Here is an 18,945-nt window from a genome sequence, read left to right on the forward strand (position 1 = left end):
GAATTAAGAACGAGTGGTCATCAACCTGTGACGGTATGTGTGGCATTAAGTGCCAGTCAGTCAACACGCTCTGGAAAGTCTTAAGCTCACCTTTGGCGTTTGCCAGCGCTTACCTGAATTCTAATGAGGTAAATAGCTCTGGCCGATAGAAGCAGTAATACTTTGTCACCGCTTCGTATACTTGATTACAAGCTAACACCCGGGCTCAATGTTGCAGGTAAGATCGTTTCTTGTCCCTCCATTGATGCCATTGGGTACGCACAGTAGTCCGCTGCATAATAAGCACTTGGACGTAGATTACCTGACGCACCAGGGCCGCCAAACGGAGCATCACCACTTGCTCCCGTTAATTGGCGATTACGGTTCACGATGCCAGCTCTGATATGATCAACGAAGTAGTCCCACTCTTGGTCGTCAGTTGAAACGAGACCTGCGGATAGACCAAATCGCGTATCGTTGGCTAACTCAACCGCTTTTTCTAACCCTTCGTAGCGTACAACTTGCAGCAGTGGGCCGAAGTACTCTTCATCTGGTAACTCCGCAATGTTCGTCACATCGATGATCCCCGGAGAAACAAACGCCGCTTCACCTGCTTTTGCTTCAATCAAGCTTTCGCCACCCAGTGCTTGTAAGTTCGCTTGTGCATCCAAAATTAACTTGGCTGCCGCAACCGAAATTTGTGGTCCCATGAATGGCGCAGGCTCTGCAAAAGGTTGGTCTACACGAATATTGCGTGTCGCTTCCACCAGCTTCGTGATCACGGCATCGCCTTTGTCACCAAACGGGATATACAGACGGCGTGCACAGGTACAGCGTTGGCCTGCACTAATGAATGCCGATTGAATGATGGTGTAAACTGTCGCATCTAGATCACCGTAGTTATCCGAGATAACCATCGGGTTGTTACCGCCCATTTCAAGCGCCAACATCTTATCTGGCTGACCCGCGAATTGACGATGCAAGACGTGCCCTGTGTTTGCGCTCCCGGTAAACAACACACCATCAATACCTTTAGCATCGGCAAGAGCAATACCCGTTTCTTTCGCGCCTTGGACTAGGTTAATCACACCTTTTGGTAGACCAACTTCTTCCCACAGTTTCATTGCGAGTTCACCTGTCCACGGGGTTTGTTCAGATGGCTTGAATACAACGGTGTTACCCGCAAGCAATGCAGGCACGATGTGACCATTTGGTAGGTGACCTGGAAAGTTATAAGGACCGAATACCGCCATCACACCTAGTGGGCGATGACGCAATACAATTTGGTTGCCCGCAGCTTCACGGGTCGCCTCTCCTGTTCGGTCATGGTAGGCGCGGATAGAAATGGCGATTTTTCCGGCCATTGCCGCCGCTTCAGTGCGAGTTTCCCAAATCGGCTTACCCGTTTCTTTAGCGATAACTTCGGCGATGGTTTCGCTGTTCTCTTTTACTTTTTCAGCAAAAGCCAAAACGATCGCTTCACGCTCTGCGAATGGGCGTTTTTTCCACTCAACAAACGCTTCACGTGCCGCATCTACCGCTTGATTCACTTGTTCTGCGGTTGCACCTTTGCCTTGCCAAATCACTTCTTGATTATATGGAGATAAAGACGTTAGGGCTTCTCCTTGACCTTGTACCCACTCACCTGCAATCCAATGCGTCATTGTTTCTATCCTTAAAATCTGTCGTCAGTTACTGTGGAAGAAGACGGATAAAATCTCCGTCCTTAACCAAAAGCGCTTCCGCCAATTCAGGCGCAATTACGACGCTATGTGTCTCAGCGTCATACGCCGCCTTTGCCGCTGCGGCTCGAAAATCTGAAAACGATGAATTGCACATCAAAAAGTCTTGTGTGCTCGTGTGCGGTGCAATTCTCACTTGAGCTCGGAATGAGTGGCGTACCGACTCAATATTTCGTAAATCACATTCTACGGTTGGACCACCATCGAAGATGTCCACGTAACCGCGATTTGTGAACCCTTCATTTTCAAGTAACTTGAGCGCCGGGCGAGTGTTATCATGCACTTTACCGATGACAGCTTGTGCTTCTGGGCTCAACAAATTGACATAAATCGGCAGTTTTGGCATCAAGTCAGCAATAAAGCCTTTTTTACCAATCCCCGTTAAATAGTCTGCCAGAGTGAAATCAATAGAGAAGAAGTGTTCTTGTAGCCACTGCCAGAATGGTGAATTACCTTGCTCGTCGGATACACCACGCATCTCTGCAAAAATGGTTTCAGAGAAACGTTCAGGGTGCTCAGCCATCATTAAAAAACGACATTTGGACATTAAACGGCCATTCAAACCACCACGGAACTTCTCGCGCAAAAACAAGGTACATATTTCGCTATTGCCCGTGTAGTTGTTACCAAACGTCAGTAGCTTTACAACGTTATTAACGCCAAGCTTTGGCGATGAGTGAACGACTTTACTGATGTGGTAAGAGTAAAACGGTACGTCCCATCCGATCGAAGCTTCAATCCCCGTCGTGCCCGCGACCTCTCCGGTTTCAAAATCAAAGCCGACCATAAGGTAGCCCTCATCCCCCGCCTCTTTTATGTCTGTTTTAGCAAAGCTGTACTCTGAGTGTGTAATTCGATTGGTTAATAGCTCTTCATTAACCGGCAGAGATGTAAATCCATGACCTGATTCCACCGCACAAGTGTGCAGCGCATCATAATCCGACATTGCAATAGGGCGAACAACTAGCATCAATACTCCCTCCAGATGCAAGAAGATCCTAACTATAGTGTAGGAACAATTCCCCCATCAGCGATCCTCGATGGGGGCGTCTGCGTTGACAATAAACTGGTCGGCGCGTTTAAACTAACGTCGATATGGCTTTATCCAGTTTTGCCAAGCCTTCTTCGATTTCTTGTTGTGTGATCACGAGTGATGGAGTGAAACGTACGACATTGGCACCCGCAACCAATACCATGAGACCTTGTTTACCAGCAGCGACTAGTACGTCTCGCGCACGCCCCTGCCATTCATCATTCAGCGCAGCACCTAATAGGAGACCTTTGCCACGCACCTCAGAAAAGATATTGTACTTCGTATTAATCTTCTCTAGCCCCTCACGGAATAGCGCTTCACGCTCAAGGACACCGGCTAACGTTTCAGGCTTGCTGACTTCCTCAACCACCGCCTCAGCAACGGCACAAGCGAGTGGGTTACCACCGTAAGTAGACCCGTGAGTGCCGACTTTCATGTGTTCCGCCAGTTTTGCAGTTGTTAACATCGCACCAATAGGGAAACCACCACCAAGTGATTTCGCGGTACTTAAGATATCTGGTGTGATACCCAAACCTTGATATGCGTAAAAGTGACCGGTACGGCCATTACCCGTTTGAACTTCATCAAAGATAAGTAATGCATTGTGCTTATCACACAATTCACGGACGGCTTGAGCAAACTCTGGTGTAGGTGGAATGATTCCGCCCTCACCTTGTAGTGGCTCCATCATAATCGCACAAGTGCGATCTGAAATGTGCGATTGCAGCGCTTCAATGTCATTGTAAGGCAAATGCGTAACATCACCTGGCTTAGGTCCAAAACCATCCGAGTAAGCTGCTTGACCGCCAACGGTTACCGTAAAAAACGTACGGCCATGGAAACCTTGTTTAAATGCAATGATTTCAGACTTTTCTTGACCATGAACATCTGCGGCATAACGACGGGCAAGTTTTAATGCAGCTTCATTCGCTTCAGCACCAGAGTTAGCGAAAAAAACACGCTCAGCAAAGCTGACTTCGGTTAGCTTTTTGGCAAGTCGTAGTGCTGGCTCATTGGTCATGACATTACTTAGGTGCCAAAGCTTATTGCCTTGTTCAGTCAACGCATTCACCATGACAGGATGACAATGTCCAAGGCAACTCACCGCAATGCCACCGGCAAAATCGATGTATTCATTGCCATCTTGGTCCCAAACTCGTGAACCCTTTCCTTTTACTGGAATCATTTCCATCGGGTTATAACAAGGCACCATGACCTCATCAAATAAACCGCGCTCTACTTTATTTTCCATCGTCATTGCATATTCCTTTTTGATACCGCATGCCGAGCAGATAAGCGAATTTGGCCAGCATTCATCACCAGCAAATAATGTTTTGCATTTAAGCTATCACGGCATTGTATTTACATTTAATTAACCATTTCAATAGTGATTTATTCTTTTCGTATCGGGAGCAAACCACTATTACTCACTACCTATGACTATTTATGCACCAATAATTATAAATTGAGAAGCAAAATTTAATAAAAGCCAATTATGACAAGGCTTAAACAGAAATGATAAAAATGAATAGTGCACGCCAGAAAAGTAGAACGCATAGTTTTGCATTCTCTTCCCTAGTGGAAAAAGATGAAGAATTTGTTAAGAAAAGTGATCCTGATCAGATCATTTCACGTGAGAGAAAGTTAGCCAGAAGCTCATGACCTTGTTCTGTCTTTATAGACTCAGGATGAAACTGTACCGCATCAATTGGCAGGGTTTTATGTTGATAACCCATGATTTCATCCATGCTGCCATCTGAAAGTTCCGTCCATGCCGTCAATTCAAACACGTCTGGTAGGGTGCCATTTTTTACCACTAAGGAATGGTAACGAGTCACTGTAAGTGGGTTATTGAGGTTTTTAAATACACTGCGACCATTGTGACGGATCGGCGAGGTTTTACCATGCATCACTTGTCTTGCGCGTACCACTTCACCACCAAATACTTGCGCAATCGCCTGGTGACCTAAACACACCCCTAATATAGGTAACTTGCCAGCAAAGTGCTCTATCGCTTGTAGAGAAATGCCTGCCTCATTTGGTGTACATGGCCCTGGTGAAATGACAAGGTGGGTCGGCTTGAGCGCCTCAATGCCTTGGATATCAATCTCATCATTGCGCACAACCTTAACGTTCGCCCCTAACTCACAAAAGTACTGGTAAAGGTTGTAAGTAAACGAGTCATAATTATCAATGATCAACAACATAGTGTTTAGATTGCTCCAATCCATTCTTGGCAGTTCAGACAGGGGTTATGCCACAAAAGTGCCATTGAGGCGGTATTTTGCTATACAAAATCAGAAAGGCAAGGTTTTGCGATATAAATTTACTCAAATACAAAAAACCCCCGCAAATGCGAGGGCTAAAGAAAGTCAAACTTTAAGCTGCATTATGGGCGAGCAACAAAGCCTACTGCCGCGTACGCTTTCTTCAACGTTTCAGCCGCACGAGCCGATGCTTTGTCTGCACCTTGCTTCATCACTTCGTTCATGTATGCACGATCGGCACGGATACGATGGTATTCCGCTTGGATTGGCTCAAGCATAGTAACCAGTGCTTCACCCACGTCTTTCTTGAATGGGCCATACATTTCAACGCCTTTGTATTTCGCTTCAATCTCTTCAAAGCTCATGCCTGTCGCCGCAGAGTAAAGACCCATTAGGTTAGAGATGCCTGCTTTGTTTTCCCAATCGTGAGCAATACGTGGTGGCATTTCAGCGTCTGTTTGCGCTTTGTTGATCTTCTTGATGATCGACTTAGGCTCTTCCAGCAACGTGATAACATTCTTACGGTTATCATCTGACTTAGACATCTTCTTCGTTGCGTCTTGCAGGCTCATTACACGTGCGTTTACCGTCGGAATGTAAGGCTCTGGCACTTGGAAGATTGGCTGCTCTGGCGAGTAGATGTTGTTAAAGCGGTTCGCGATATCACGCGCGAGCTCTAGGTGTTGCTTCTGATCACTTCCTACTGGCACTTGATGCGCACCGTAAAGTAGGATGTCTGCAGCCATTAGAACTGGGTAATCAAACAGACCTACGTTGACATCACCAAACTGGCTCGAGCTGTCTTTTGAGTAACGTGCAGATTTATCTTTAAACTGCGTCATACGACCCAGTTCACCCATCTGGGTGTAACAGTTAAGAAGCCAACCAAGCTGAGCATGCTCTGGTACGTGTGACTGAACAAATAGCGTGCTCTTCTTAGGGTCAACACCAACTGCCAGACAGATCGCCAGTGCATCTAGAGTCGCTTCATGCAGTGCTTTAGGGTCTTGACGAACCGTAATCGCGTGAAGGTCTACCACACAGTATTGGCAATCATAATCGTCTTGCATCTGCTGCCATTGACGTAGAGCACCCAAGTAGTTACCGATACTTAGTTCACCTGAAGGTTGAACACCACTCAATACAATGGGTTTGCTCATTAGAATGATTCCTTTGACTTCTTAATCTAATTAAATGAAAAAACCGTGCAGCGATAGGCGCACGGCTTACTCAGTGTACTCATTAACGAGTATTTTGGAAGCTCTTTTATAGCCGTTATGCAGAAACCGCTACAACGTCCAATAATTCTGCCAAACTGTCAGCAACGAAATCTGGATTTGATACTGAAATAGACTCGCCATGGTTGTAACCATAAGTTAAACCAAATGAGGCGCAGCCTGCGTTCTTCGCGGCTAGAATGTCGTTTTTCGAGTCGCCAACCATCAGCATTTCACTCGGTTGGATTTGGTGTTTTTCCATCAGCCAGTTCAGTGCGACTGGGTTTGGTTTTTTCTCTGGGAATGCATCACCGCCAAGAACATCAACGAAGTATTTTGCGATGTCGTGCTTTTCCAAAACGTCAGGCACAAACTTTGAAGGTTTGTTGGTCACCAACGCCATAACAAAACCCGCCTTGTGCAACTCTTCCAGTGTCTCTTTTACCGTAGGGTAAAGGTGGCTTAGCTTGTGACCACTTTGCTCGTAGTAATCATCAAACAGCACACGCGCTTTTGCACGAAGCTCTTCGCTCAGTTCAGGATTGATGGTCAGGCTTTGGCTCAGTGAGCGTCCAATCAGCACATCTGCGCCGTTACCGACGTAATCTCGAACCTGCTCTTCTGAAACCGATGGAAAGCCAAGCGCTTGTACTGCTTGGTCAGCCGCAACCGCCAAATCTGGCACGCTATCAAGCAAAGTACCATCAAGGTCAAAGGCGATGAATTTAATGTCTTGTTGAGTCATAACTTCCCTGAAGATTTTTATTTATAAATCGGTGAAAACAACAAAGGATGGCACCCCATCCTTTGTTTTTATTACTGTGACTGATTTATCTTAACGTTTTTTATCAGTTACTTGGCAGCAATACGCTGACGAACCGCTTCAAACAAACAGATGCCCGATGCTACAGATACGTTCAAGCTTGAAACGCTACCTGCCATTGGGATCTTAATTAGATCGTCACAGGTTTCGCGAGTCAGACGACGCATGCCGTCACCTTCTGCTCCCATCACGATAGCCAGAGGGCCGGTCAGTTTCGCTTGGTAGATATCGTGTGTCGCTTCACCCGCCGTGCCCACAAACCAAATGCCTTGCTCTTGCAGTGTACGCATCGTGCGCGCCAAGTTGGTCACTCGGATCAATGGCACGACTTCAGCAGCACCGCAAGCGACTTTGCTTACCGTTGCGTTCATTGGTGCAGAGCGGTCTTTCGGTACAATGATCGCCGCAACGCCAGCTGCGTCTGCGTTACGTAGACAAGCACCTAGGTTATGCGGATCCGTCACGCCATCCAATACCAATAACAGCGGAGATTCGTGCTGCGCTAAAATGCCATCAATGTCGTTTTCGTTCAGCTGTTTCGCTGGCTTCACACGAGCAATGATGCCTTGGTGGTTAGCACCATGCGCTTTATCGTCTAGCGTTTTACGAGTCATTTGTTGGATAGACACACCACAAACCTGAAGATCATTCAGAATTGGCATTAGCCGATCGTCTTGACGACCTTTTAAAACATACGCTTCGATAAAACGTTCTGGTTCGCGTTCTAGTACCGCTTTCACTGCGTGAATGCCGTAGATAAATTCGTTACTCATTATTTAACCTGTTTTTCTGGTCAGTGCCCACATCAATTTAACTTGGCGTATTCACACCAAGTTAAATCAGCGATTTCACCTACTCTGCGTTACTTTGAGTACGCGTGGTTTTCTTCGGCTTACTGTGTGGCTTTTTCTTACGTGCCTTTTTCACTTTCGGCTTTTTCGCGCTTTCAGTGTCACCACGCTTCGATCCACCTTTGCGTTTGTCGGCCTTTTCACTTGGCTCAGGTCGCTTAGTTGGCTCGATAGCTGGTGTAGCACGCGTACCGTTTGACTCTTTTGAAGAGCGCGTTGAGGTACGTTTTTTCTCTTTCGCTTTGCGTTTTGCTTCTGCTACACGCTTCTTCGCGGTCTTGCCTTTGCCGCGTAGCTTACGACTTGTTTCGATCAATTCAAAGTCAATTTGCTTGTCATTTAAGTTCACCGCAAGCACTTTCACTTTCACCGCATCGCCTAAGCGATAGATGTTACCGAAGCTTTCACCGATAAGTCTTTGACCGATCGGATCAAATTGGTAGTAATCGTTGGCTAGTGTCGAAATGTGTACCAAACCATCGATGTGCAGCTCTGTTAAACGAACAAAGAAACCAAAGCTCGTCACGTTGGCAATCACGCCATCAAGCTCATCACCAACGTGATCTTGCATGTATTCACACTTCAACCAATCAGCGACTTCGCGCGTTGCATCGTCTGCACGGCGCTCTGTCATCGAACATTGCTCACCGTAGAAGTCCATATCGTCAAATGAGTAATGGTAACCACCCGTTGGTGTCCAGCGATCTTGATTACGGCCTTCTTCTTTGGCAATCAGGTATTTGATTGCACGGTGCAGTAATAAGTCTGGGTAACGACGAATTGGTGACGTGAAGTGCGCGTAGCGTTTCAGTGCTAAACCAAAGTGACCGGCATTGTCTGCGTTGTATACTGCTTGCTTCATTGAACGCAACAGCATCGTTTGGATCAATTCTTTATCCTGACGCTCGGCAATTTGCTTAACCAAATCGGCGTAATCCGTTGGAGATGGCTCTAAACCACCGCCTAAGTTTAAGCCCAGCTCACCAAGGAAATCACGGAAGCCTTGCAGACGCAATTCACCCGGAGATTCGTGAACACGGTACAACGCCGGCTCTTTTGCTTTCTCAACATAAGACGCTGAAGCGATGTTCGCTAGGATCATACACTCTTCGATGATCTTGTGAGCGTCATTACGAATCACTGGCTCAATGCTTTCAATCTTACGATCCGCATTGAAGATGAATTTCGCTTCAACGGTTTCAAACTCAATCGCACCACGATTATCACGCGCTTCTTTCAGCACTTTGTACATACTGTGCAATTCTTCTAGATGAGGCACCAGTTTGTGATAACGCAAACGAAGATCTTCATCCCCCTCTAGAATTGCTCCTACTTTGCTATAAGTAAGACGAGCGTGTGAGTTCATCACGGCTTCGTAGTGTTTGTAACCCGAGAGTTTACCCGTCTCAGAGATGGTCATCTCACATACCATACACAAGCGATCGACTTGTGGGTTTAGTGAACATAAACCATTCGATAGCACTTCAGGCAACATTGGGACAACTTGCGATGGGAAGTACACAGAGTTACCACGGTTGATGGCTTCTTTGTCGAGAGCAGTGTCAGTGCGTACGTAGTAACTTACGTCAGCTATCGCAACCCATAAACGCCAACCGCCGCTCTTTTTCTTTTCACAGAAAACCGCATCATCAAAGTCACGTGCATCTTCACCATCAATGGTCACCAATGGTAAATCACGTAAATCAACACGACCTACTTTTGCTTCTTCTGGCACTTCTTCGCCTAGGTTAGCAATTTGCTTATCAACCGCTTCTGGCCAATCGTGAGGGATTTGATGAGTACGAATTGCAATTTGCGTTTCCATTCCTGGTGCCATGTTTTCACCAAGAACTTCAATGACTTTACCCATCATGCCACGTGAACGAGCGCCACGGTCTGTGATTTCAATGACAACAACGTTACCCATACGAGCACCGGCTTTGTGCTCATTGGGGATCAGGATATCCTGGCTGATTCGAGAGTCATCCGGTACAACATATGAGTAACCATATTCAAGAAAGAAACGCCCTACAATCTGTGTCTTACGCTCTTCAAGCACTCGAACTAAACGCCCTTCACGACGACCACGTTTGCTATTGTCTGTTGGTTGCACCAACACGTAATCACCGTGAATGATATGCTTCATCTGATGGTGAGGTAATACAATGTCATTGTCCTTGCCAACACTGCCCTCAGGACGTACCCAACCATGGCCATCTTTGTGGCCAATAACGTACCCTTTCACCATTTCGAGCTTTTCTGGTAAGGCATAGCACTGACGTCGTGTAAACACCAATTGCCCATCACGCTCCATCGCTCGGAGTCGACGACGCAAACCCTCGTACTGATCTTCACCATCAAGCTTTAGTGCTTCAAACAAATCATTACGATTCATCGGTACGCCGGCTTGTTGTAGAAACTCAGTAATAAACTCTCGGCTTGGAATTGGGTTTTCGTAATTTTGGGATTCACGATCTGCAAAAGGATCGTTTGGAATGTTGTCTGACATAGGCGTGCCTATCTAGCAAGGAAGGTATAGAGCTAGTATATCCGAGTCTCTTGATAAGCTACAGAATTGCTTTGAAAAAAGAACGATCTGAATGAGATTTAAGAACTATGGACGCGTAAGCAAGATCAATAGATCAGAATTGTCGGTGATGAGATCTTCAATTGTGCAATCATCGAGTGCCGCTAAAAAAGCCATTTTCGCTTGAGCTAACTTTTCTTTCAGGCGACATGCGGGCGTAATATGGCAAAATTCTACTGAACAGTTCACCAAATCTAATGGTTCTAAATCACGCACAACACCACCAATAGTGATCGCTTTTGCTGGCTTCATCAAACGTATGCCGCCATTTTTACCACGCACAGTATGCACATAGCCAAGTTGCCCAAGGCGATTAATCACTTTCACCATGTGGTTGCGTGACACACCAAATAAATCCGTTACCTCAGTGATATTGGTAAGCTCATCTTTTGGTAATGACGCTAAGTAAATCAAGGTTCTGAGTGCGTAATCGGTAAAACTGGTTAACTGCATAATGCGCTCCTCTCTGATCTCAAAAGTGTAAATCTTTTCTTGATTGAAAGATACATTTGAGATACAACTTTAAACATGCATTATAAATACAACTTTAAATAGGAAGCCATTATGCTCAGCAATCAAACCATTGATATCGTGAAAGCCACCGCCCCACTTTTGGCGGAAACTGGGCCAAAGTTAACTGCGCATTTTTATGACCGTATGTTTGCACATAACCCCGAATTGAAAGACATTTTCAATATGAGTAACCAACGCAATGGCGACCAACGTGAAGCACTATTTAATGCGATTTGTGCGTACGCAACCAACATTGATAATCTACCAGCACTGCTCGGTGCAGTAGAAAAGATCGCACATAAACACACCAGCTTTTTGATCACCGAAGATCAGTACAAAATTGTGGGTAAACACCTACTCGCAACAATTGATGAGTTGTTTTCTCCCGGCCAAGATGTCATTGATGCGTGGGCTGAAGCTTACGGCGTGCTAGCAAACGTCTTCATTCAACGTGAAGAGCAGATTTACCAAGAGAACGAAGCACTTCAAGGCGGTTGGCGTGGTTTACGTGAATTTGAGTTGGTGGGCAAGCAACGTGAAAGTGAAAATGTTTACAGCTTCGTTTTCAAACCGGTTGATGGTGAAAAGGTTGCAGAATACAAGCCGGGACAATACCTTGGTATCTACATCAACAGTAATAAGTTCGAAAACCAAGAGATTCGTCAATACAGCCTATCTTCTGCGGTTCAAGAGAACACTTATCGTATCTCTGTAAAACGAGAACAAGGCGGTAAAGTTTCTAACTTCCTACATGATGACCTAAACATTGGCGATAAAGTACAACTTGCTGCTCCAGCAGGTGACTTTTTCATGGATGTGAAAACTCAGACACCAGTGGTTCTGATTTCTGCTGGTATTGGCCTAACACCGACACTTTCAATGCTTGAGAGCCTTTCAGATCACCAAGCGCCGGTCACATGGGTACACGCAGCAGAAAACGGTCAACAACACGCATTTAAGCACCATGTAAACCAATTTGTTGGCGCAAAAGAAAACATGAACTCACTGGTTTGGTATAACCAACCAATGGCTGAAGACCGACTAGGTGAAGACTTCCACTTCACGGGCCTTGTGAATCTACGCGAAATTGAAACCGCCTTAAAACAAGACAACGTGCAAGTGTACTTCTGTGGTCCAGTTGGCTTTATGCAGCACGTAGCGAAACAACTACTTGAAATCGGTGTACCACAAGAGCAATTCCACTACGAGTGTTTCGGTCCACACAAAGTCGTTTAATCGCTCGCGACAATTCTTCGGGAAAAACAACAAAGCCCACATGATGTGGGCTTTGTTATGTCTATTCTTAGAATATCATGAAGTCACAAGATTGCATGACGCGCCGTTTTTAAGAGTACGAATTACCAGAATGTATCGCGTCGCTTTGCACGCGCAATAATGTTCTGTGGCATGCGCTGCTCGAGACCATTTCTCAGCATCGCAATACGTTTATGTTGGCGTTTGTCAGCTGTAACAGAGTTATACAACCAACGGTACGCATCTTCATAATCGAGAGGGCTACCGTAATCTCGCAAAAGCAATTCTGCAAGATGAATACGTGCATTTAAATTTCCCATCGCCGCGGCTTCACGCAAGTATGGGATCGCACGCTCTTTATCTTGTTGTACTAATGTGCCACGAGAATAATAGCGACCAATTTGCTCGAGGGCTGCTGGCAAACCTTGGTGTGCCGCGTTTTCCATGTAGTAAAGACCAAGCTCTACGTCTTGATCAACGCATACGCCCCAAGCCAGCATATCGCCATATAGGAATTCATAAGATGGCAAATTAATGCGTGTCGCACGAGCTACGATATCTTCCACCAACTGGCAGTTGTCAGCGCGTACGCGTTCTAAGTGCTTATTCTGCTCAATAAGCTTAATAAGTTCTGCTTCGGTGTAGATGGGCACTGGTGCACCTACATCGGAGACATTCGCTTTAACCGATGTTGCACTCAGCATCAATAACAGTGAAGCAGCCACTGTTCGTAACTTCATAATGTACTCTTTAAGGTATCTGAGAGACCAAAGGTCAGCGAATGACCTCTTCTGCTTATAAACCTTATCGGCAAAGGTTACTTAAGCTTTAGACAATTTTTGCCCCTCACTTAAGCTTAACGGCAATAAGTTGCCATGGCGAATACCATCTCTCAGAGAGACGAGCACATCACAGATACAAAAAAACCGGCTAGAAAGCCGGTTTTTATATTCTCTAACGAATATCCATTAAGCACCAAATGGGTGAACTTTAATGATAGTCTCGTTACGGTCAGGACCAGTTGAGATAATGTCTACTGGTACGCCAGTCAGTTCTTCAATACGCTTGATGTAATCTAGAGCTGCTTGAGGAAGCGCATCGATAGATTTAGCACCAAATGTGTTTTCAGACCAACCAGGCATTGTTTCGTAGATTGGCGTTACTTTTTCGTACTCATCAGCAGCCATTGGCGAAACTTCTAGTACAGAGCCATCTTCCATCTTGTAACCAGTACAGATTTTTAGCTCTTCAAGACCATCTAGTACGTCTAGCTTAGTTAGACAGAAGCCAGTTACTGAGTTGATTTGAATTGCACGACGCATCGCAACCGCATCAAACCAACCTGTACGACGTAGACGACCCGTTGTTGCGCCAAACTCGTGACCAACAGTACCAAGGTGCTTACCTACTGGATCTTGCTTGTCTAGACCATCGTATAGTTCAGTTGGGAATGGACCTGCACCAACGCGAGTACAGTAAGCTTTCGCGATACCAAGGATGTAACCTAGGTGACGAGGACCAAAACCAGAACCTGCAGCAACACCACCAGCAGTCGTGTTAGAAGAAGTTACGTACGGGTAAGTACCGTGATCGATATCTAGCAGTGTACCTTGAGCACCTTCGAACATGATCTTGTCGCCGCGCTTACGTGCTGCGTCTAGTTCGTCAGTTACGTCCATAACCATAGAAGTCAGCAGTTCAGCGTAGCCTTTAGCTTGCTCAAGTACTTCTTCGTAGCTTACTGCGTCTGCTTTGTAGTAGTTCACTAGAGCGAAGTTATGGTATTCCATTACTTCTTTTAGTTTCTCAGCGAATGCTTCCATATCGAATAGGTCGCCAACGCGTAGACCGCGACGAGCAACTTTATCTTCGTATGCAGGACCGATACCACGACCAGTTGTACCGATAGCTTTTTTACCACGTGCGATTTCACGCGCTTGGTCTAGCGCTACGTGGTAAGGAAGAATTAGAGGACATGCTTCAGAAATGAAAAGACGTTCGCGTACTGGAATACCGCGCTCTTCAAGAGGTTTCATTTCTTTAATTAGAGCTTCAGGTGATAGTACAACACCGTTACCGATAACGCATTTTACGTTATCGCGAAGGATACCTGATGGAATTAAGTGAAGAACGGTTTTCTCACCGTCAATTACAAGTGTGTGACCTGCGTTGTGACCGCCTTGGTAGCGCACCACGTATTTTGCATCTTCAGTTAAAAGGTCTACAATTTTACCTTTACCTTCGTCACCCCATTGGGTGCCTAGAACGACTACGTTATTTCCCATCTTTCCAAGTCTGATTGCTAGTTAAAAAAGGATTCTAGCACTGAATCTCGCATCTTGCAGTCATTTTTTGTTCACAGACTTGATACTAGAATGCAATCTCACCAACGTTGCTCATTTCGAAATCAGTACATCACTGATAATATTTGCTTTTCTAAATTCAGTTAGGAATCACTATGTCTGAGTCTATTTGGCTCGCAATCGGGCTCGTATTGATTGTAGAAGGGATTGGGCCCTTAATCGCGCCCAATGGATGGCGCAACATGGTCGCTCAACTCAGTCAGCAACCCGATAATCAGCTGCGTCGCATTGGGGGTTGCTTAGTGGTTGCGGGTGCCGTCATTGCAATCATGATGAGTTAACACACTTACGAAACCATTCCATCAAATACAAAAAAGGCTCCTTTCGGAGCCTTTATCATTTATCAACACGCTTATTGTGCTGGCGCACCTTTCGCGTTATTCATGTACTGGAAGAATTCACTCTTCGGATCCAATACAAGAATGTCGCTCTTAGAACTGAACGATTTCTCGTAAGCTTTCAAAGAACGTAGGAAGCTGAAGAACTCAGGATCCTTGTTGTACGCTTCTGCATAAATCTTCGCGGCTTCTGCATCGGCCTCACCTCGTGTTACACGAGCTGTTTTATCGGCTTCTGCTAATACCGTCGCGACTTCAAGTTCAGCTTGAGCACGAATAACTTCGGCTTTCTCACGACCTTGAGAACGGTGTTTACGAGCCACTGACTCACGTTCTGCACGCATACGTTTGTAGATAGAATCACTGATGTTGTCAGGTAGATTGATCTTCTTCATTCGGAAGTCAACAATCTGAACACCTAAGTCCGTCATCGCACTGTCACGAGTGCCTGTCAGTACGTTTTCCATGATTTTATCGCGTTCGCCGTCGATCTCTAATGCTTCTTTCGCCGCTTCAGTAGTGACGACTTCACTGTCAGAACTTTCTGGCAATACATCGTTATTACGCGGGCCTGAAACAATCTGTTTGATCTCGCGAGAACCGATTTCTGAACGCAGAACGTCTGTTACTTTGCGTTCCAATAGAGCTTCTGCCGTCAGCGTATTACCACCACCTGTTGCTAGATAGAACTGACCGAAATCTTCGATACGCCATTTAACATAGCTATCAATGATTACGTCTTTTTTCTCTGACGTTACAAAGCGGTCTGAGCGGCCATCCATTGTTTGAATACGTGCATCAAGTGTTTTTACACGGTCAAACAAAGGCATTTTGAAATGCAAACCCGGTTCATAGATACGAGCAATATCATTGTTATCTTTCAGTACTCGACCAAAGCGAATCACAATACCTCGTTCCCCCTCAGGGATCACGAATAGTGACATCAGCATCAAAGCTAGAGCGATGACCAGTACAGGGATCATTAACTTACGCATTCTTAGTATCTCCCTTGACGTGTACCAGTTGAACGAGATTGAGTATCCGTTGTACCGCTAGTACTTTGAGATTCCAACTCAATTTTGTCGTAAGTCGAAGACGAGCTTGATTTACGTTTTGTTTGTGTCGCGCCTTCCTGACCTGCGAGTTTGTCGATCGGTAGGTACAACAGGTTGCCGCTTGATTCAGAGTCAATCAGCACTTTCGATGTGCTTGAATACACTTCTTCCATTGTATCTAGGTACAAACGGTCACGAGTAACGCCTGGCGCTGCTAGGTACTCTGGTAAGAGTTTTTCAAACTGAGCAACCTGACCAAGTGCTTCATTCGTAATACGTTCGCTGTAACCTTGCGCTTCTTTCTTCAGACGTTCAGCACGACCTGTTGCCTTAGGAAGAATGTCATTACGGTACGCTTCTGCTTCACGTTCAAAACGCTCTTCATCCTCACGAGCCGCAATCGCATCATCAAATGCGTCTTTTACTTGCTCAGGTGGACGTGCAGACTGGAAGTTCACGTCAACAATCATCAAACCCATATCATAATTATCAATGATTTGGTTTAGTGTTTCTTGTGTGCTTTGACGAATTTGCTGACGGCCACTTGTTAGGATGCTGTCCATTAGCGAGTCACCAATTACCGCACGTAGCGCAGAGTCTGTTGCTTGACGCAAACTGTCATCCGCATTCGTTACTTGGTAAAGGTACTTGTATGGATCAGAGACACGGTACTGTACATCCATTGCTACCGTAACAACGTTTTCGTCTTTCGTTAGCATTGTGCCAGAAGCACGCAAAGAACGAATTGCCTGTACGTTTACAGGCGTCACTTCATCAATAAAGCGAGGACGCCAGTTCAGACCAGGATCGACGATACGGTCATATTTACCTAAACGCAGTACAACACCACGCTCTGCTTCACCGATGGTGTAAAAGCCAGCGAAGAACCAAACTGCAATCGCGATAACTGCAATGACACCGAAGCCAATCGCACTACCACCACCGCCGATAGGTGAACCACCGCCGCCTTTCTTACCAAACTTACCACCCAGCTTTTGACTCAGTTTGCTGAACACTTCATCTAAATCTGGCGGACCTTGATCTCTGCCACCAGGACGCTGGCCACCGCGATTATTATTACCCCATGGGTCATTATCGCGGCCATTATTGCCGTTGTTATTTCCAGGCTCATTCCACGCCATTAGAAAGCTCCATCATTTGATATGACGTTATACTGTAGCAGTCCTTTAAGTGACTATAAAGCCAGTCAAAACTGCCCCTTCTCTTTTTTCAAGTCTAGACCAATCTACTTGCTGCATTCGAATCGCGATCAACAAGTTACCATCCTGGTCATACTCCTCACGTTGAATACACTTCATTTGGAAGAATGTACTACGGAATCGTCCTTGATACTGTGGAGGAATTCGCAACTGATGCTCAACCATTTGAGAAGCCAACCGCTCGGTCAGCGCATCAAAGAGGAGATCAATACCGATTCCATCCATGGCGGAAATCCAAACTGCACGAGGCACGCCTTCTTCATCGCGCTCTATGCGTGGTTTCTGCTCATCTAGATTGTCAATCTTATTCATGACGACGAGACTTGGCACTTCATGTGCGTCGATCTCTTCTAATACTTCATGAACAGCTTGAATATTCTCACGAAAACGTTCATCACTGGCATCAACAACATGTAACAAAATGTCAGCTTCTTGCGTCTCTTGTAGGGTCGCTTTAAAAGCTGCCACCAAGTCATGTGGCAAATGTCGAATAAAACCAACGGTATCTGCGAGAATTGCAGGGCCTACATCTGCTAACTCTATTTTACGTAAAGTAGGATCAAGAGTAGCAAATAGCTGATCAGCTGCGTACACACCCGCTTCAGTTATACGGTTGAAGAGTGTCGACTTACCCGCGTTGGTGTAGCCTACGAGAGAAACCGTTGGAATTTCTGCTCGATTTCGGGCACGACGTCCCTGTTCACGTTGCTTCGCTACTTTTTCTAAACGACGAAGTATCGATTTAATTCTCTCACGCAATAGTCGACGGTCGGTTTCCAGCTGAGTTTCACCTGGACCACGTAAACCAATACCGCCTTTCTGCCTTTCAAGGTGTGTCCAACCGCGAATCAAACGAGTAGAAATGTGACGAAGTTGAGCCAACTCTACTTGTAGCTTACCTTCGTGCGTTCGAGCTCGTTGAGCAAAGATATCGAGAATAAGACCAGTGCGGTCGAGAACTCGACATTGGCACAGTGCTTCGAGGTTACGTTCTTGGGCAGGAGAGAGGGAGTGATTAAAAATCACAATTTCAGCACCCGTTAATTGCACCGTCGATGCAATTTCTTGTGCTTTACCCTCTCCGACATAGTATTTCGGGTGTGGGGATTGACGGCTACCAGTCACAACTTGCAGCGCCTCAACCCCAGCGGAGGAAACTAGCATTTCAAATTCAGCCAGATCTTCCCATTCACCTTCTTGCGTGAAGTTGATATGAACAAGTACGGCTCGCTCACCGGATTCATAACGGTCAAACAAGCAATCAACTCCTTATTGTAGAAATACTAAATGAAGAATTAATCTTCAGATTTTTCTTGTGGACGATCACCTTGAGGACGATCACCACTGTGGTGGCTCACTGGACGAGCCGGAACAACTGTAGAGATTGCGTGCTTGTACACCATTTGGTTTACAGTGTTTTTCAATAGGATCACGAACTGATCGAATGATTCGATCTGACCTTGAAGTTTAATACCGTTCACAAGGTAGATAGATACCGGGATACGCTCACGACGTAGCGCATTTAGGAATGGGTCTTGTAGAGATTGCCCCTTAGCCATTTTTATTTTCCTTATTTAATTTGTAGTTGTAATTATTTAGCTAGCGGTGCAATGCAAAAGGTACTGCTTTTTTGCATCTGAGCTAAACGAGTCAAAAAGCACTCTAAGTAATTAGCAGCATAGTATAAAAACCGCCAACAACCG

The 18,945-nt window shown here is 45.7% G+C and carries 17 protein-coding genes; 2 read left to right on the forward strand and 15 right to left on the reverse strand.

What is annotated here, in order from left to right:
- Positions 1 to 185: 185 nt before the first annotated feature.
- The 9 genes from astD to nsrR form a co-directional block, all read right to left on the reverse strand.
- Positions 186 to 1,643: a succinylglutamate-semialdehyde dehydrogenase gene (gene astD / locus VA249_RS13180; RefSeq protein WP_221068239.1), complete on the reverse strand. Its 1,458-nt coding sequence runs from the start codon at positions 1,641 to 1,643 to the stop codon at positions 186 to 188.
- A gap of 28 nt (positions 1,644 to 1,671) precedes the next feature.
- Positions 1,672 to 2,691, reverse strand: a complete 1,020-nt coding sequence (astA, locus tag VA249_RS13185; RefSeq protein ID WP_221068240.1) for an arginine N-succinyltransferase — start codon at positions 2,689 to 2,691, stop codon at positions 1,672 to 1,674.
- A gap of 109 nt (positions 2,692 to 2,800) precedes the next feature.
- Positions 2,801 to 4,012 (reverse strand): aspartate aminotransferase family protein, encoded by a 1,212-nt coding sequence (locus VA249_RS13190; protein ID WP_128809980.1) that lies wholly within the window; start codon positions 4,010 to 4,012, stop codon positions 2,801 to 2,803.
- A 361-nt stretch (positions 4,013 to 4,373) separates the two neighbouring features.
- Positions 4,374 to 4,961 (reverse strand): aminodeoxychorismate/anthranilate synthase component II, encoded by a 588-nt coding sequence (locus VA249_RS13195; RefSeq protein ID WP_211916528.1) that lies wholly within the window; start codon positions 4,959 to 4,961, stop codon positions 4,374 to 4,376.
- 182 nt (positions 4,962 to 5,143) lie between these two features.
- Entirely contained in the window at positions 5,144 to 6,181 is a 1,038-nt protein-coding gene (gene trpS, locus VA249_RS13200; RefSeq protein WP_128809978.1) for a tryptophan--tRNA ligase, read from the reverse strand.
- Positions 6,182 to 6,296: 115 nt separating this feature from the next.
- Positions 6,297 to 6,983 carry a phosphoglycolate phosphatase gene (locus VA249_RS13205; protein WP_221068241.1) on the reverse strand — a complete coding sequence of 229 codons (687 nt, stop codon included), beginning with the start codon at positions 6,981 to 6,983 and terminating at the stop codon, positions 6,297 to 6,299.
- A 107-nt stretch (positions 6,984 to 7,090) separates the two neighbouring features.
- The gene (gene rlmB, locus VA249_RS13210) at positions 7,091 to 7,834 is read right to left on the reverse strand and encodes a 23S rRNA (guanosine(2251)-2'-O)-methyltransferase RlmB (protein WP_128809976.1); all 744 of its coding nucleotides are present in this window, start codon (positions 7,832 to 7,834) and stop codon (positions 7,091 to 7,093) included.
- 79 nt (positions 7,835 to 7,913) lie between these two features.
- Positions 7,914 to 10,421, reverse strand: a complete 2,508-nt coding sequence (gene rnr, locus VA249_RS13215) for a ribonuclease R (protein WP_221068242.1) — start codon at positions 10,419 to 10,421, stop codon at positions 7,914 to 7,916.
- Between the two features lie 105 nt (positions 10,422 to 10,526).
- Complete coding sequence (nsrR, locus tag VA249_RS13220) at positions 10,527 to 10,952, reverse strand: nitric oxide-sensing transcriptional repressor NsrR (protein WP_128809974.1); 426 nt, start codon at positions 10,950 to 10,952, stop codon at positions 10,527 to 10,529.
- Positions 10,953 to 11,063: 111 nt separating this feature from the next.
- Here nsrR and hmpA point away from each other — a divergent pair, with 111 nt between their 5' ends.
- The gene (gene hmpA / locus VA249_RS13225; RefSeq protein WP_221068243.1) at positions 11,064 to 12,248 is read left to right on the forward strand and encodes an NO-inducible flavohemoprotein; all 1,185 of its coding nucleotides are present in this window, start codon (positions 11,064 to 11,066) and stop codon (positions 12,246 to 12,248) included.
- Between the two features lie 122 nt (positions 12,249 to 12,370).
- Here the strand turns inward: hmpA and motX are convergent, their stop codons facing one another.
- Both motX and VA249_RS13235 read right to left on the reverse strand, forming a co-directional pair.
- Positions 12,371 to 13,006, reverse strand: a complete 636-nt coding sequence (motX, locus tag VA249_RS13230) for a flagellar protein MotX (RefSeq protein WP_221068244.1) — start codon at positions 13,004 to 13,006, stop codon at positions 12,371 to 12,373.
- Positions 13,007 to 13,234: 228 nt separating this feature from the next.
- On the reverse strand, positions 13,235 to 14,551 hold the full coding sequence (locus VA249_RS13235; protein ID WP_128809971.1) for an adenylosuccinate synthase: 1,317 nt from the start codon (positions 14,549 to 14,551) through the stop codon (positions 13,235 to 13,237).
- Positions 14,552 to 14,724: 173 nt separating this feature from the next.
- Between VA249_RS13235 and VA249_RS13240 the strand changes: the two genes are divergently transcribed.
- Positions 14,725 to 14,910, forward strand: a complete 186-nt coding sequence (locus VA249_RS13240) for a DUF2065 domain-containing protein (RefSeq protein WP_128809970.1) — start codon at positions 14,725 to 14,727, stop codon at positions 14,908 to 14,910.
- Positions 14,911 to 14,981: 71 nt separating this feature from the next.
- On the opposite strand, the gene hflC is transcribed toward VA249_RS13240, so the two are convergent.
- Genes hflC through hfq form a run of 4 tightly spaced genes read right to left on the reverse strand, consistent with a single transcriptional unit; the run spans position 14,982 to position 18,801 of the window.
- Entirely contained in the window at positions 14,982 to 15,962 is a 981-nt protein-coding gene (hflC, locus tag VA249_RS13245; RefSeq protein WP_221068245.1) for a protease modulator HflC, read from the reverse strand.
- Between the two features lie 2 nt (positions 15,963 to 15,964).
- Entirely contained in the window at positions 15,965 to 17,164 is a 1,200-nt protein-coding gene (gene hflK / locus VA249_RS13250; RefSeq protein ID WP_128809968.1) for an FtsH protease activity modulator HflK, read from the reverse strand.
- Positions 17,165 to 17,209: 45 nt separating this feature from the next.
- On the reverse strand, positions 17,210 to 18,499 hold the full coding sequence (hflX, locus tag VA249_RS13255) for a ribosome rescue GTPase HflX (RefSeq protein ID WP_221068246.1): 1,290 nt from the start codon (positions 18,497 to 18,499) through the stop codon (positions 17,210 to 17,212).
- A 38-nt stretch (positions 18,500 to 18,537) separates the two neighbouring features.
- Positions 18,538 to 18,801 carry an RNA chaperone Hfq gene (hfq, locus tag VA249_RS13260; protein WP_005438329.1) on the reverse strand — a complete coding sequence of 88 codons (264 nt, stop codon included), beginning with the start codon at positions 18,799 to 18,801 and terminating at the stop codon, positions 18,538 to 18,540.
- Between the last annotated feature and the right edge of the window lie 144 nt (positions 18,802 to 18,945).

Origin of the sequence: Vibrio alfacsensis (genome assembly GCF_019670485.1) — a bacterium.
Lineage (GTDB): Bacteria > Pseudomonadota > Gammaproteobacteria > Enterobacterales > Vibrionaceae > Vibrio > Vibrio alfacsensis.